The organism is uncultured Brachyspira sp. (genome assembly GCF_944390845.1).
Classification (GTDB): Bacteria; Spirochaetota; Brachyspiria; order Brachyspirales; family Brachyspiraceae; genus Brachyspira; species Brachyspira pulli.
This window is the reverse complement of sequence record NZ_CALXRM010000074.1, coordinates 1-15,679: the sequence shown is the minus strand read 5'-3', so window position 1 is coordinate 15,679 and position 15,679 is coordinate 1. Positions and strand designations below refer to the sequence as shown.

8 protein-coding genes and 2 pseudogenes are annotated in these 15,679 nt (G+C 27.2%); 2 read left to right on the top strand and 8 right to left on the bottom strand.

The window, feature by feature from the left end:
* The first annotated feature begins 124 nt into the window (after window positions 1-124).
* Window positions 125-3,256: an efflux RND transporter permease subunit gene (locus Q0K52_RS12475; RefSeq protein ID WP_297299896.1), complete on the top strand. Its 3,132-nt coding sequence runs from the start codon at window positions 125-127 to the stop codon at window positions 3,254-3,256.
* A gap of 595 nt (window positions 3,257-3,851) precedes the next feature.
* Here the strand turns inward: Q0K52_RS12475 and Q0K52_RS12470 are convergent.
* The 7 genes and pseudogenes from Q0K52_RS12470 to ispG all read right to left on the bottom strand — a co-directional run bounded on the left by Q0K52_RS12470 (window position 3,852) and on the right by ispG (window position 12,682).
* A pseudogene (locus tag Q0K52_RS12470) lies at window positions 3,852-5,159 on the bottom strand (sodium:solute symporter).
* A 301-nt stretch (window positions 5,160-5,460) separates the two neighbouring features.
* A pseudogene (locus tag Q0K52_RS14765) lies at window positions 5,461-6,812 on the bottom strand (MATE family efflux transporter).
* 553 nt (window positions 6,813-7,365) lie between these two features.
* Window positions 7,366-7,869 carry a hypothetical protein gene (locus tag Q0K52_RS12455; protein WP_297299890.1) on the bottom strand — a complete coding sequence of 168 codons (504 nt, stop codon included), beginning with the start codon at window positions 7,867-7,869 and terminating at the stop codon, window positions 7,366-7,368.
* 588 nt (window positions 7,870-8,457) lie between these two features.
* On the bottom strand, window positions 8,458-9,645 hold the full coding sequence (locus Q0K52_RS12450; protein WP_297299888.1) for a PD-(D/E)XK nuclease family protein: 1,188 nt from the start codon (window positions 9,643-9,645) through the stop codon (window positions 8,458-8,460).
* A 13-nt stretch (window positions 9,646-9,658) separates the two neighbouring features.
* Window positions 9,659-9,913 carry a hypothetical protein gene (locus tag Q0K52_RS12445; protein WP_297299885.1) on the bottom strand — a complete coding sequence of 85 codons (255 nt, stop codon included), beginning with the start codon at window positions 9,911-9,913 and terminating at the stop codon, window positions 9,659-9,661.
* A gap of 153 nt (window positions 9,914-10,066) precedes the next feature.
* Window positions 10,067-10,531: a hypothetical protein gene (locus Q0K52_RS12440; protein ID WP_297299883.1), complete on the bottom strand. Its 465-nt coding sequence runs from the start codon at window positions 10,529-10,531 to the stop codon at window positions 10,067-10,069.
* A 1,083-nt stretch (window positions 10,532-11,614) separates the two neighbouring features.
* Window positions 11,615-12,682, bottom strand: a complete 1,068-nt coding sequence (gene ispG / locus Q0K52_RS12435; RefSeq protein ID WP_297299881.1) for a flavodoxin-dependent (E)-4-hydroxy-3-methylbut-2-enyl-diphosphate synthase — start codon at window positions 12,680-12,682, stop codon at window positions 11,615-11,617.
* A gap of 267 nt (window positions 12,683-12,949) precedes the next feature.
* On the opposite strand from ispG, the gene Q0K52_RS12430 reads away from it, so the two are divergent.
* A complete protein-coding gene (locus tag Q0K52_RS12430) occupies window positions 12,950-14,947 on the top strand; it encodes an ATP-dependent helicase (protein ID WP_297299879.1) in 1,998 nt (665 codons plus the stop codon).
* Window positions 14,948-15,049: 102 nt separating this feature from the next.
* Here the strand turns inward: Q0K52_RS12430 and Q0K52_RS12425 are convergent, their stop codons facing one another.
* Window positions 15,050-15,475, bottom strand: coding sequence for a PepSY-like domain-containing protein (locus Q0K52_RS12425; RefSeq protein WP_297299877.1), 426 nt, complete (start codon window positions 15,473-15,475; stop codon window positions 15,050-15,052).
* Window positions 15,476-15,679 lie beyond the last annotated feature (204 nt).

The window sequence follows — 15,679 nt, the reverse complement described above, 5'->3', positions numbered from 1 at the left end:
AAAAGTTGAAAAACAATTAGAAATTATATATAATTTAGCACAAAAGGAGCTTTTTTAGTTATCTAGGACAGCCCCTAGAAAATTATCTGTTATAGAAATAAAAATTAAGAAAACAGTTAGATTTATGAAAACAATAATAGAATTAGTTGTAAAAAGACCAGTAACTATACTTATGGTTATAGTTTCAATACTTATACTTGGATTAATAAGCCTATCAAGACTTTCAATAGACTTTATGCCAAGTATGCAAGTGCCTTATGTAAGCATACATACAAGATATAATAATGCAGGACCTGAAGAAATAGAAAAATCAATTACAAAAATTGTTGAAGGTGCTGTTGCTACAGTTAATAATATAAAAAATATAACATCTACTTCAAGAGAAAACTCATCAAATGTATTAATAGAATTTAACTGGGGTACAGATTTAACAGATGCCGCCGAAGATATAAGAGAGGCTTTAGAACAAGTTGTGGATTTGCTTCCTGATAATGCTGATAAACCTGTAATAATAAAATTTAATATGGACGATACATCATTAATGGAAGTTGCTATTTATGGTATTGATGATCAAGCTGCTTTATATAATATTGCCGACAATCAAATAGCTCCTCAAATAAAGCAGGCTAAAGGTGTAGCTCAGGCCGAAGTATTAGGAGGATTAAAAAGTCAAATAAAAATAGATGTCAATTTAAATAGATTAAAAGCTTATAATATAAATATTAATGAAATAGCTTCTGCACTTGCTAGAGATAATAAAACTATAGTTGGCGGACAAGCCGATCAAGGATTCTATAAATACACTATCAGAACTATGGGAGAATTAACCAGTATCGACGACATTAAAAATACTGCTGTTACTTTAAAAGGTGACGGTGAAAATAAATCAATAATAAAAATACAAGATTTAGCAGAAGTTTATCAAGGCTATGATGATGATGTTAATATAATAAGAGTTAATGGTGAAAATTCCATATCAATAGCTGTAAGCAAAGAATCCGGAGCTAATACAGTTGAAGTTTCCAAAAATGTTATAAAGAATCTTGAAGAATACAATTTTCCTGACGGCGTAAAATATCAAATAATGTTTAATACTGCCGACAGTATAAACGAGGCTATAGCAGGTGTACTTGATGCTGCTTGGCAGGGAGGACTCTTTGCTATTATTGTACTTATGATTTATATGTGGAATATAAGAACTGTATCTATAATAGCAATATCAATACCTCTTTCTATAATAGTTACTTTTACGCTTATGTATTTCATGAAAATTACTTTAAATGTTATTTCTCTTTCTGGGCTTGTACTTGGAATAGGAATGATGGTTGATAACTCTATTGTTGTACTTGAAAATATATTTTACTATAGGAATAATGGATTTGGAAAATATTCTTCTGCTGTTAATGGAACTTCAAAAGTATCTCTTGCTATTTCAGCTTCTACTTTCACTACCATTGCTGTATTTTTACCATTTCTTTATCTTGAAGGTATGGTAAGTCAAATATTTAGAGATTTATGTATTACAGTTACAATATCAATGATAGCTTCTTTATTAGTTGCTCTTTTAATAGTACCTATGTTTGGAGCCAGACTCGTTACAAATAAAAAATTAAAATTCTTAGCAAAATTAGAATCTTTAACAAATAAATATATACATAACAATATAATTAATATTTACAATAAACTTTTAACTTTCGCCATAAGAAGAAAAAAGACTGTATTAATACCATCTATGTTATTAGTATTTGCAATAATTATATTAGGATTAAAATTCATAGGAAAAGAAGGATTTCCAAGAACTGATGAAGGTCAGTTTATGATAAATGTAACTATGCCTATAGGTACAAAATATGAACAAACTCAGTCATTCGTTAAATTAATGGAAAATGATATAAAAGAAATAGTAAAAGACGATTTGCAAAGACTTCAATCAAGAATAAGAAAAGGAGATGAAGCTAACAGTGCAAATATAAGAGTGCAGTTAAGACCTAAAAATGCAGGAAGAACAGGAGATATAAATTATTATTCTGAAAAAACCAGAGAAAAACTTCAATTATACCCTGCAAAAATAAATGTAAGAATATTAGGTTCAATGTCAAGCTCAAGCGGAGGGGAAGCTATAAGAATAGAAATGCTTGGAGATGATGTTGAACAAGCAAAAGAACTTGGAAACAGAATAGTAAGTGCAATATCAAATATAGAAGGAATAAGAGGGGCAATGGTAGATATTGATGAATCAAACAGAGAACTTCAAGTTTATGTTAATAGGAATATAGCTGCCAAAATGGGACTAAAAATCAATGATGTTGCTAGAATTATAAATACAAGTTTTGCAGGAAGAACTGCCACTACAATAACACCGGAAAATTCTGATTTTACCGATGTAGATGTTAATGTGCAATTAGAAAATATTGACAAAGTGACAATTGAAGATGTTGAAAAAATAAGCATACCAGTTAAAGGAGTTTTAATACCTTTATCCTCAATAGCTGATATAGTAAAAAGTTACGGCCCAAACAGAATAGAAAGAAAAGACAGAAAAAGATTTACTGTTGTAATAGCAAGCACCTATGGAAGGCCTTTAAATGAAATAATAGCCGAAGTAAAAAATAATATAGATAAAGATGTATTCATACCAAATGGAATATCAGTAAATTACGGCGGTGATTTTGAAGACATGAATGAAGCATTTGCTCAATTAATACAAACTTTGATTTTAGCTTTAGTTTTAGTTTATGCTATAATGGCTAGTCAATTTGAATCTTTAATAGCTCCTTTTGTGATAGCATTTGCAATTCCTTTTGGTTTTGCTGGTTCGCTTCTTGCCCTATTTATAACCAATACAACATTAAGTGCCTACAGTGCTATTGGCTGTATAGTTTTGATTGGAATTGTTGTTAATAATGGAATAGTACTTATCGACTATATGAATCAGCTTATGCATGAAAAGCATATCAATGGAGATGAATCTGCATTACTTGCCGGAAAGAGAAGATTAAGACCTGTACTTATGACTACTCTTACAACAATACTAGGAATACTTCCTATGGCTCTTGGTATTGGAAGCGGAAATGAAATGTATAAGCCTTTAGCTATTGCATTACTTGGAGGACTTTCAGTGTCTACCATATTCACTTTGATAATAGTTCCTACTATATATGCAGCTATAAGAAATAAAATACCTCTTAAAGATTATGATAAAAAAGACAGAGATAGTGCTAATGATTTTGCTTTGAATAATGCTTTACATAATTAAACGCACGCAAAATAAAATAAAAAATATTATTCAATCAATAATCATAATTTAAACAAAATAAAAAAATGCATTCACCGTGCGTTAAATAATTTTTTAAAGTTAATAAAAACTTGGGCGGGTGTGCTTTGACAGTTTTAGTATTATAAAAAAATAAAATTATAATATCTAAAATAGCAGAAAATCTTAAAGGGCGGGATTTAAAATAATTTTTTTTATTATTGTTATGCTCGTCTACGCCGCAAGATAAATAAAACTATATTATTTAGCTGATTTATAATTCTAATTTTATTATCAAAAAAATAATCAATTAACCGTGCGTTAAATAGAATAATAAATAAAATAAAAGCGTATAAAAGATTTACACATTCTTCTATACGCTTTTTTATATTATATATTTATTTTTTATTATTGTTATGCTCGTCTACGCCTGCATTAAGCTATGAGTAAACTCACTAGCTGGCTTCGACTCACTTTTTATTAATAATATTATTAAGTTTTAAAGTGATAAACGAGCAGCTGATAACTGACAAAGGAAGTTGTCAGCTACATTTTGGCGAGTTTATCACTAGCAATAATAAGAAATTATTATTTTTTATTATTTAGCTTCTTCAGTATCTGAAGCATCAGGCTTAGGCTGTATTATAGCAGAAAGAACTAAGAATACTACTAAACTTGCAACTATACCAGGTATTATAGGGTCAACTCCAAATAAATTAATATTTTTATTGTATTGGAAGAATATTGTAACAACACTTCCAGCTATTAAAGAACCCATACTAGCAACTGCAGAGAGTTTTTTATCTGTATAGTTACCAAATAAATATGGTATAAATACTCCAGCAGCTCTTAAACTAAATGAGAACATTAATATTGTTATTAAGTTTGAAGCCTTGAAAGCTATAAACATAGATATAAGTCCTACTGCAATCATACATGCTCTTCCAAGGAAAAGTAATTGTTTATCAGTAGCATTTTTATTAATGTATTTTTTGTATATATCATTTGTAGCTATTACTGATACTGCAAGCATATCAGAGTCAGCTGATGACATAGTAGCAGATATTAATGCAGAGAATAATAAACCAACTATTACAGGAGGCATTGTATGTATAGCAAGTACAGGTAAAATATATCTAGTACCTTCAGAAGTAAGAAGTTCAGAAGTAAGAAGTTCAGAAGTAAGAAGTCCGTCTTTAACAACACTAGAGGCAATCAAACCTAAAAATGCAGGGAATAAAGAATATAATATACATACTAATCCGCCGACTAAAGAACCTATCATTAAAGATTTAGAGTCTCTTGCAGAAAAAAATCTCTGACTAATTTCAGGGCCTACAGAATAAGAAGCGATATACATTATAGTTAATGATATTATAGTAGGCCAGCCCATACCGGCAGTAAAAGATTTTTGGGCAGGTGTTAAATTTGCAACTACATGTTCAAAACCTCCAGCATAATTCAAAGCAAAAGGTATAGCAACTAAACTTCCTATAAATACTAATGAACCTTGAATCAAATCTGTAAAAGCAACTCCCCAAAGTCCGCCCATAGAAGAATAAGCAGTAACTACTATTGTAACAATTACTACAGATAATTTATAATTCTAGCCAGTCATAACTGTTAATATACTTGCTGAAGCTATTATCTGTGCAGCTGTTATACCTATCATAGGAAGCCCCATTATTATAGAAGTAACTAATGCATTTGCTTTACCATATCTTTTATAAAAATATTCTGATACAGTAGTAACCATTGCATTTCTGAATCTTTGAGCTAAAAATGCTAAAACAAGATAGGCAATAGAAGCTGTTATTACATACCAAACTGCAGAAAGTCCCCATTTACCAAAAGCCTGTTCTGCCAATCCTAATGATGTACCTCCTCCAATATTTGTAGCAGCCAAAGTTCCTGCCAAAAGTACAGGTCCTAAATTTCTTCCAGCCAATGCAAAATCATTGCTGTTGCTGATTTTTTTACTGGAATATACTCCTATAGAAGCATAGCTACCAAATATAGAACTACTATGATTATTACTATAGTTCCACCCATATTAAAACTCCTTAAATATTTATTTATTCAGTATATAAGTATAATTCTTTTTTTACAAAAAAAAACATATTTTTAATAAAAAATACAAAAAAATTTAGATATTGTTTTATAATTACTATATTTTTAGCTTATACTATTAATTTAATATAAAACTTCTATAATGTTATATTGGAATTTTTCTGCCATTTATTGGATTTTAAATAATACATACTAAAGAAAGTATTGATTATATAGCATATACCCATAGAAAGCCATATACCTACAAGTCCAAAATTAGGAGATAAAGCATAGGCTAAAATAGTTCTTAAAACGAGTGTAGTTGTTGTACTAAATGCCATTATAACTATAGTTTTTCCTGCCCCATTTATAATACCATTACATACAAACATCACAGAATAAAAAATAAATATAGGCATTATAGTATAAATATAACTTTTAGCATATTCAAAAACCTGCATATCTTTTGTGAACATTCTTATAAGTAAGTACGGATTTGTTATTGAAAAAATACTCATAACAGAAGAAATTATAAGCCCTATAATAATTCCGCTTTTAAAAACTTCTTTTACCCTATCTAATTTTTTAGCTCCGATATTCTGTGCCGACATTGTCATAACAGCATTTCCCAAAGCACCAACCGGCATTATAAAAAGTGATTCTACTCTATTAACTATTGCAACTGTTGCACTTGCTGCTTCTCCAAAACTGCTTATTAATCTTGTTATAATTAACCAACCGAAAGCTACTATAAATTGATTGAATGAAATAGGAATACCCAATTTAAGTAATTTTTTAGTCATATTCAAATCGAATGTAAATATAAAAGGATTAATTTTTATAAAGCTATTAGATATGTTGTACTTATTAATACAGAAGTAAATTGAGCTATAACAGTAGCAATTGCTGCACCTTGAAGTCCCATTGCTGGTATTATCCAAAAACCTTTTATAAGTATAGGATCTAATATTATATTAATTATAGATGATACGATCAAAAATATTAATGGTCTTACACTATCACCTACAGCTCTTAATATAGAAGAAATAAAGAAGTAAGTATAAGCAAAAGGCATGCCTAAAATAGATATTCTTAAATATATCAATGCCATATCCATAGCATTTTCAGGAGTTTTCATTATTACAAGTATGTTTCTAGAAAATATTAATAGTAAAGAACCAACTGTAATAAGTATTATAACCCCCAAAGTGGTAGATACTCTTATAACATGAGTTACTGTATCATAATCTTTAGCACCATAATATTGTGACACTATAACACCATTAGCCATATTAACACCGAAGGCAAAAGAACCCATTATAAGCATTATTGGAAAGCTTATCGCAACTGCAGAAAGTCCAAGCGGCCCTATAATATTACCTATCCAAATACTATCTACTATATTATATACAACATTAAGCATATTGGATAATAATATTGGTATCAAAAGTTTTAATAATGTGGGAACAACTTTTGCTTCTGTGAGATCTGTTCCTATGTGATTAGCCATTTATATTTTTAACACCTATTATTTAATTAAACTTATCATCATATTATAAACCAAATAATAATTAATTAAATAGATAAATATAAATTATTTTTTATTCTATTTATTAAACGCACGGTAAGCAGATTTTTTTTATTTAATTTAAATTATATTATTAAATCAGCTAGTATAAAAAATGCATTCAGCGTGCGGAGTAAATATGATAAATTTAAATAACACTTGGGTGGGTTTTATAATATCAGAATTAATTTTAAAGAAATATAATATATAAATACAAAATTAAATTTATAAATATAAAGGGCGGGCAAATGTAATTAAATTTTAAAACTTTTATTACATACCCCACCCTTTAATATATATTGCCGATTTAAAAATATTAACTTCAATTTCTTTTTTAATTAAATTAGAAAATAAAGCACCCACCCAAGTTTTGATTAGATTGAATAAATTTATTTAACGCACGATTAATTACTATTATCAAATAGTAATTAATAAAATGCTGCTTAATTATATTTTTCGTTTTATTCACCGTGCGTTTTATGTTCATTACTAAACTTTATTCTCTCATCTTAGGATCATGTGTTAGTGTACCCTTTATAGTATAAACATCTTCATCTATAGTAATAGTTGCCTCTATATGAAGTGAAGATCTTTCATATCTAAAATCAGATGTTTTAAATATTATAGTCTTATCAGAATTTTCTTTATTTAATATTGAATGTATTGAAAATTCAGCATATTTCATTTGAACTATATGTTTTGCCGGTATTTCACTTTCGATATAAAAATCTATCAAAGGTAATATTATTAATAAACTACCCTTCTCTCTGTAAGTATTTCTTGAACCCAACACTTTCATCTGAGTTTCACCTAAAGATATTCCATTTTTAGTAACCTTCACAAATCCAACACAAAATTTATTATTCCAACTTTTATTAATACCAGTACCATATTCAGGAACACTAATAGAAGTTTTTGTATCAGCATAAGAAATTTGATATGTAGAAAAAACAGATATAAAAAATAATATAAAAGAAAATGATAAATTTTTTTTATTCATAATTAAGCCTTTATAAAAATTTTGAGTTTCTAATTATAATTAAATAACTAGAAACTCAAATTTATTTGATAACAGCTAAATTATAAGTTTTTAATTTATAAAATCAAGCATATTACAAAAATATATAATTTATTGTTACAATGTAGATGAATGCTTCCCCTTATTAGGACCATTAGTATGATTGATACAATAACTATTAGTTAATGAAGCTATTGAAGCTATTGAAGAATATTTAACATCTCAGTATTAACAGTAAAAATTTTGAGCCATAATTTAATTATATATTATTATAGAGATGAAATTTATCATAATTTTTTATTTTTCAAAATAAAAGTCTTTACTTAAAAAACTTCAAGCAAAAACTTTTATTACATACCCCACCCTTTAATATATATTGCTTATTTAACAAATATTAACTCCTATTTATTTTTTAGTTAAATTAGAAAATAAAGCACCCGCCCAAATATTTATTAACTTTAAAACTTATTCAACGCACGATTAATTTTATTTTTATTAAATAGTAAAAAATAAAACAGCATTTAATTTTATTTTTTAGCTTTACTCACCGTGCGTTAAAATATATGAATCTTATTTACTGCATATACTTTCAACATCTTTTTCTAATAGTTGTATAACTTTTTCAGTAAAATCATACAACTCTTTTTCCTGCTGCGGAAACTTAAATTCCTTTGTCCATCTTCCGTCAAAATAAAAAGTATCGTCAAATAAATTATGTTTTTTAAGCCAAGCTTCTATATCTTTATTGTCCTGCTCCCATTCTTTTATAAGTTTTGGATCATCTCCTGTATCTTCTCCTCTTGAAAATAAATTGAACCAATAATAATCATTATCCACGTATATATCTATAGCATAATTAAGTCCTCTTTTCTTACTTTCAAAATCTCTGTAAAAACATTCATTGTTCCAATTAGCACCTTTAAATCTTGAAACTAAGTTATTAATACGAGCTAGAATCAAATTATTATACATATCAGCTATTAATTTTATTTTTTCGTATTCATCTGTATTATTTATTATTTCTTTATAAAAATCTTGTGTTAATTTATCCATTTTAGTTACTCCTGTTTCTCTTAATATTTTTAAATAATGTTCTGCTAATAATATCCATTCTTTAGCTTCATTATGTTTTATTAAATCATTTAAACTATTTTCTATTACTTTAGTATAAAAATCTTCATCTTCTCCATCATATCCATATATGATTTCTATTTTTTCTTTTGGTATATTTCCAATACTTTGAGATGTAGGCTGTTTCAATGTATTAGGCGATAAATATACTATTTTATCAACTTCTAAATTATTTTCTATACAATTATTATAATATCTTGATAATTGTTCATTCATATCTTTAGCCCATCTAAGTTTATTTTCTATAATTATGCAGTTTGTATCAGATTTAATTAAAATATCAATTTTATTTTCTTCTCTTACAACTGAATAATCATTATTCAAATATTTAGAACTATCAACATCTATAAAATCAAGAAAATTTTTTAATACTCTTTCATGCTCTAAAAGTTTTGCTATTATATCAGAATGAAAATTTTCTTTGTAATATGTATCAGAAATAAGTTCAAATATATTAAAAGGACAATCTTCATTAAAAGTATTTTTCTTGATATAATCACGATATTTTTCAAGCATATCATTATTGGCATATTTTGATATGATAGAAAAAATATCTTTTATAATTTCATTTGATCTCTCGAATGGAAATTGCCAAGTATTTTTTAAATCTTCAATTGTATAATTCATTAATCCCCCTCAATTATAAAGCAGGCGAATGCTTTCCTTTGTTAGGACCATTAGGATGCTTGAGACAATAACCGTTTACTAATGACTGTAAAGATTTATTTTTAGCCCCGCAATACTTGCAAAAATATTCTGACTTTTCACCGCCTTCATAAAGTTTATGCTTTCCTTTATTGGGTCCGTTAGGGTGCTTTAGACAATACCCATTAGTTAATGAAGCTATTGAAGAATATTTAGCACCGCAATATTCACAGTAAAAATTTTGAGCCATAAAAGCCTCCTTTTTAATTTTGATTATGATTTAATTATAAAATATGTTTGCGACAAAATTTGTCATAATTTTTGATTTTTTATGTTTTGCAAAAATAAAGGCTTTACCTGAAAATTTCAAGCAAAGCCATTTAAATGAAAATATGATTGATTATTATTTTTTTATATTACAAACTATATCTTTATTTTCAAAGCTAGGCATTACTGTATTTTTTGTAAATATAACTGTTACAGAAGTATCAGAAAATTTTAAAGTACCTTTTGTTTTACCGTCTCCAGCATCAAAAGTATAATCCGTTCCTGAACCTGTTATTGGACCAGTCATATATCTTCCTTCAAAAACTGGAGCTGTATTATTATTATTATTAGGAAGCGTAGCAATTTTACCATCTTTAACTGATACCCATAAATATGCTGTTGTTAAACCTGGTATTACACTTGAAACATCAAAACTATCTTTTGATACATAAGTATTACCGTTGAATTGTTCTATGCCTTTTGAATTATCTACTGTTGAATTTCCGTCACCAGCTCCTGTTTTGTCAGCATTGGAACAGCTTACTGATAAAATACCTATTAAAAATAGGCTTAAAAAGATTGTTGAAATTTTTTTACTCATAGTAAAACTCCTTTTTTTGATTTTTTTTATTCTAAACATTTTCATGTTTATTTCATTATATTGATATTTTCATATAAAAAGCTATATCAAACGTATTATTTTTTAAATGTATTTAAACATTTAAATTAAAATTTAAATGTATTTATAAATTTATTATACTATACAATATTTTAAATTAAATTCAATAAGAATTTTAGATTTTTATAAACTAATAAATACTTACTCTAAAATATTTTTAAAAATCATAAAATCAGCATTAATTTTATTATTGGACAATTCTTCCCCTTCCAAAAATAAGGATTTGAAGCGTTTGAAAAATCAGTCTGTTATAGTACTATTATTACTATTTTTATTTCCCTCATGTAACAGGCTTTCAAGCGTTTGCAGTTATTAATACGATACAAGACTTTTATATTTCCTTACAATTACAAGGATTTGAAGCGTTTGAAAAATAAGTCCATTATTGTAACATTATTAATATTTTTTATTATCCATCATGTAATAAGATTCAAATTGTAATATAAAAATAGTATGTGCTTTTGCAAATTTGACAAAGTCCGCCTGTGGTGTGCCACGGGAAAAGTTGAGTAAATATTATTGATTTACATTATTTAATTTTATATAAAATTAATATATTATATCTTTCAATAATAAGGGGTTAAAGCGTTTTTAGAATTACACAAAATAAATAAATTATTTCTTTTTTGTTTTTTCTAATCCCCGCCCTTTATTCTTTACAACTTCAATAACAAATTAAGATTTTATTTTTCTTCAATATCTTAACTAAAAAGCACACCCACCCAAGTTTGTATTAAGTTAAAAAATCTATTCAACGCACGGTAAAAATATTATTTCCTTATAATAAAAATTAGAATTATTGATTAGATTAATAATATAGCTTTGTTCAACGTGCGTAAAGAAACGCAGTAAATTTAGGGCGGGAATTTTTATTTTTGGTTAGGTTTTAAAGAAATAAAAAATAAAAATGCAAAATAAATTAATAAGCCTAAAGGGCGGGCAGAGAAAATATTTTCCAAACTTAAATACCAAATAGATTTTGATACAATATATTTGCAGTAAATATTAAAATTCTTCTATTCTTTTTGTAAGGAAATCAATAATATTATCCCTAGAAACTTTTATAGGTTCATTAGTCTTTTCAAAGAATATAAAATTGCCGTCAGCAGTACCAGCAACACCAAAATCAGCATGTCTTGCCTCACCTGGGCCATTAACAACACAACCCATAATAGCTATTGTAATATTCTTTTTGATATTCTGAACATGTTTTTCTATAAAGCTGGCTACTTCTTCAACATTAACCTGACATCTTCCGCAAGTAGGACATGATATTATTTCTATAGAAGGCTCATTTCTTATACCTAAAAATTTAAGAAGCATTTTTCCAGCCATAACTTCTTCAACTGGATCCCCTGTTATAGAATATCTTATAGTATCCCCTATTCCATGCATTATTAAGTATGATAAAGCACTTGTACTTTTTATTAGTGAGCTTCTTAAAGTTCCAGCTTCTGTTACACCTAAATGTATAGGATAATTAAATTTTTCTCTAAATAATATATTAGCATCTATTGTAGTTTTTATATCAGAAGATTTTAAAGAAACTTTTATATTAGTAAAATCTAAATCTTCCATCAATTTTATATGATCAGCAGCACTTTTAACCATGTTTTCTGGAGTTACTTCTTTATATATGCTTCTGTCTAAACTTCCGCCATTTACACCAACACGTATAGTAAGATTTCTATTTTTAGCTTCTTTAATAACTTCTTTTACTTTTTCTTTGTCTTTTATATTACCGGGATTAAGTCTTAAAGAATCAATACCGCTTTCCATACTCTCTAAAGCTAAACGATGATCAAAATGTATATCAGCAATCAAAGGAACCCTAGTTTGTTTTTTTATTTCTTTAATAGCCTTTGCAGCATCAATGTCTAAAACTGCAAGCCTTACTATATCAACACCAGCATCTTCAAGAGATTTTATCTGATTAACTGTATCTTTTACGTTTCTAGTATCAGTATTTGTCATAGATTGAATACTTATAGGATTATTTCCTCCTATTAATACATCGCCAATTTTTACAGTTTTTACTTTTTTTCTTATATCATTGATATTTTCTATATTCATTTTATATCCTCATACATTTGCTTTTGATAAGTAGTATTTATTATAGTATCATTTTCAAATATTTTTGCAAATATATTTTAATTTTTAATATATTATTTTTACGAATGATTTTTACTATATATAATAATTTTATAAAAAATAATAATTATGCCTATATAAATAATGCTTATTTAAGCATATAAGCAATAAATAAATTTCAATATTAAAAATTTTACATTATTTCAATATGGTATATAATAACTCTTCAAAATGAGAGGTATTTAAACTATGGCATTAATGTTAAATGAAGAACAAAGACAGGCAGTAGAACATATTGACGGCCCATTACTTGCATTGGCTGGTGCTGGTTCTGGTAAAACTAGAGTAATAACAGAGAGAATTGCATATTTAATAAAACATGGCATTCTTCCTAGCCAGATACTAGCTGTTACTTTTACAAATAAAGCTGCAGCTGAAATGCGTGAACGTATAACAAAACTATTAAAAGAAAAACCAAAACAATTAGTAGTAAGTACTTTCCACTCTTTCTGTGTGAGAGTGTTGAAAGGAGATATTGATAAATTAGGATATAAAAATAATTTTAGTATATATTCTTCATCAGACAGCCGTACTTTAATAAGAAATATTTTAAGAGAAATAAAAATCAATACTCTAAATTATGATGAAAATTTATTTGCTTGGTATATAGACAGATTTAAAAATAACTTGATGAAGCCTTATGAAGTAGAACCTCATGACGATTTAGAGAAAATTGCTAAAAGAGTATATGAAGTTTATCAGCATTATTTAAAAGGATATAATGCAGTTGATTTTAATGATCTTATCAATCTTACAATAGATTTATATATAGAATTTCCAGATGTTCTCGAAAAATATCAGGAAAGATTCAGATATATAATGGTAGACGAATATCAAGATACAAATTTTGCCCAGTATAAGCTTACAAGTTTGCTTGCTTCAAAATACAGAAATATCGCCGTTGTAGGAGATGACGACCAAAGTATATATGCATTTAGAGGAGCAGATGTATCAAATATATTATCATTTGAAAATGAATATCCAGATGCAAAAATAGTAACTCTTACAAAAAATTACAGAAGTACAAAAGCTATACTTGAAGCTGCTCATTCTGTAATAAGTAATAATACACAAAGGAAAAATAAACAAGTTGTTGCCGAAGGAGAAGAAGGAATACCTCCTGTTATAATGCCTTGCGAAGATGAAAGAGAAGAAGCTCAATTTGTAGCAGACTCTATAATAAATTATTCTATAAGCAAAAGATTAAATTATGAAGATTTTGCTGTACTCTTTAGAATGAATGCTCAATCAAGACTATTTGAAGAAGCATTCAGACTTAGAGGTTTACCTTATACTGTAGTAGGTGCTTTTCAGTTTTATGAAAGAAAAGAAATAAAAGATATACTAGCTTATTTAAATTTATTCGTTAATCCTGAAGATGAAGTTTCTTTGCTTAGAGTTATAAATATACCTAAAAGAGGAATCGGAGCAGTTGCAATAAATAATTTAAATGAAACAAGTATAAAAAACGGGGTATCTTTATATCAAACTTTACTTAATTATGAAAGTATAGATGAAATTTCTCCAAAGGCAAAAGCTGGTATAAAAGATTTTCTTGAGGTTATAGAACATTATCATAATCTATTTACAGTTGATAAAAATGATTTAGAACGTCCTAAACTATATGATAATATAAATAAGTTTTTAGATGTTATTGCATATCATAATGAAGTATTAAATTCAAGCGATACCAAAGAACAAGGTGCCAAAAAAATGGAGAATGTAGAATCTCTTATGAACGGCATACTTGAATATGAAAAATCAAATAAGAATGCTACATTAAAAAATTATTTAGATAGAATATTACTTATGAGCATAGAAGAACAAAATGATGATGAGGATAAAAAGAAAGGCATAATGCTTATGAGTATACATGCTGCAAAAGGATTAGAGTTCCCTTATGTTTATATATGCGGTATGGAAGACGGTATAATGCCTCATCAAAAAAGTTTAGATGAAAATGGACTTGAAGAAGAAAGAAGACTTTGTTATGTAGCTATGACTAGGGCTAAAAAACATTTAACTTTAACATACTGCAGAAGCAGAACAAAAATGGGAAGAAAAGTTGAATGTACTCCTTCTGTATTTTTAGAAGAAATGAGTAAAAATTTGCCTGAAGAAATGTCTATGGACGAAGAAGAATTTTTATCAAATTTAAAAGCTTCATTAAAACCTGACAACAAATAATATTATTATTGATAAACATTATAAAAAATAAGAGAGAACTAAAAAATAGCTCTCTCTTTTTTATTTAGTATTTTTCATAAAATAATTGCCCAATCAAAACCATTAATCATCATATTTCTGTCCCATTAATTGTCCATGAGATGATATAAATAATTCCATGAAATTATTTAATTTTACTTTATAATTGCCCCACTCTTTTTCTACATCTATTATCATAGTTTGAGGATATACATTTCTTATTGTATTTGCCACATTTTCAGGTAAAGCATTAAAAGGCACAGCAGTATATTCGCCATCTATACTACTCCATTGTCCGTTCTGTAAAAAATCTATTTGTACACCATTTGATAATTTCACTTCAAATTTTCCGTCATCTCTTTCTATTTCCCATATCTGTGCATCCGGATATATTTGTGCTATAAAATTTCTTGATTTTTGAGGTAATGATGAAACAGGAACTACCCAATCAGCAAAAAGACTTGAAGCAGAAATTAAAGTTATTATCAAAATAAATAATTTTTTAGTCATAGTTTATCTCCTTTTTTCTATCAGCTACCGTAAATCATCTTTACAATTATAAGTATAGTATAAATACCAAATTTGTCAATAATATTTACATTTATTTTACAATTAATTTACTAATGATATAAAAAACTAGGGGCTGTCCTAGATAACTTAAATTTGTTAAAATTTAAGTATGAAACGAAGTAAATTAAGTAAAGATAAACAATT

Bases quoted from the DNA above. Each gene is read 5' to 3' on its own strand.
- Q0K52_RS12425 (WP_297299877.1), bottom strand. From the start codon at position 15,475: ATGACTAAAAAATTATTTATTTTGATAATAACTTTAATTTCTGCTTCA.
- Q0K52_RS12445 (WP_297299885.1), bottom strand. From the start codon at position 9,913: ATGGCTCAAAATTTTTACTGTGAATATTGCGGTGCTAAATATTCTTCA.
- ispG (WP_297299881.1), bottom strand. From the start codon at position 12,682: ATGAATATAGAAAATATCAATGATATAAGAAAAAAAGTAAAAACTGTA.
- Q0K52_RS12450 (WP_297299888.1), bottom strand. From the start codon at position 9,645: ATGAATTATACAATTGAAGATTTAAAAAATACTTGGCAATTTCCATTC.
- Q0K52_RS12440 (WP_297299883.1), bottom strand. From the start codon at position 10,531: ATGAGTAAAAAAATTTCAACAATCTTTTTAAGCCTATTTTTAATAGGT.
- Q0K52_RS12430 (WP_297299879.1), top strand. From the start codon at position 12,950: ATGGCATTAATGTTAAATGAAGAACAAAGACAGGCAGTAGAACATATT.
- Q0K52_RS12475 (WP_297299896.1), top strand. From the start codon at position 125: ATGAAAACAATAATAGAATTAGTTGTAAAAAGACCAGTAACTATACTT.
- Q0K52_RS12455 (WP_297299890.1), bottom strand. From the start codon at position 7,869: ATGAATAAAAAAAATTTATCATTTTCTTTTATATTATTTTTTATATCT.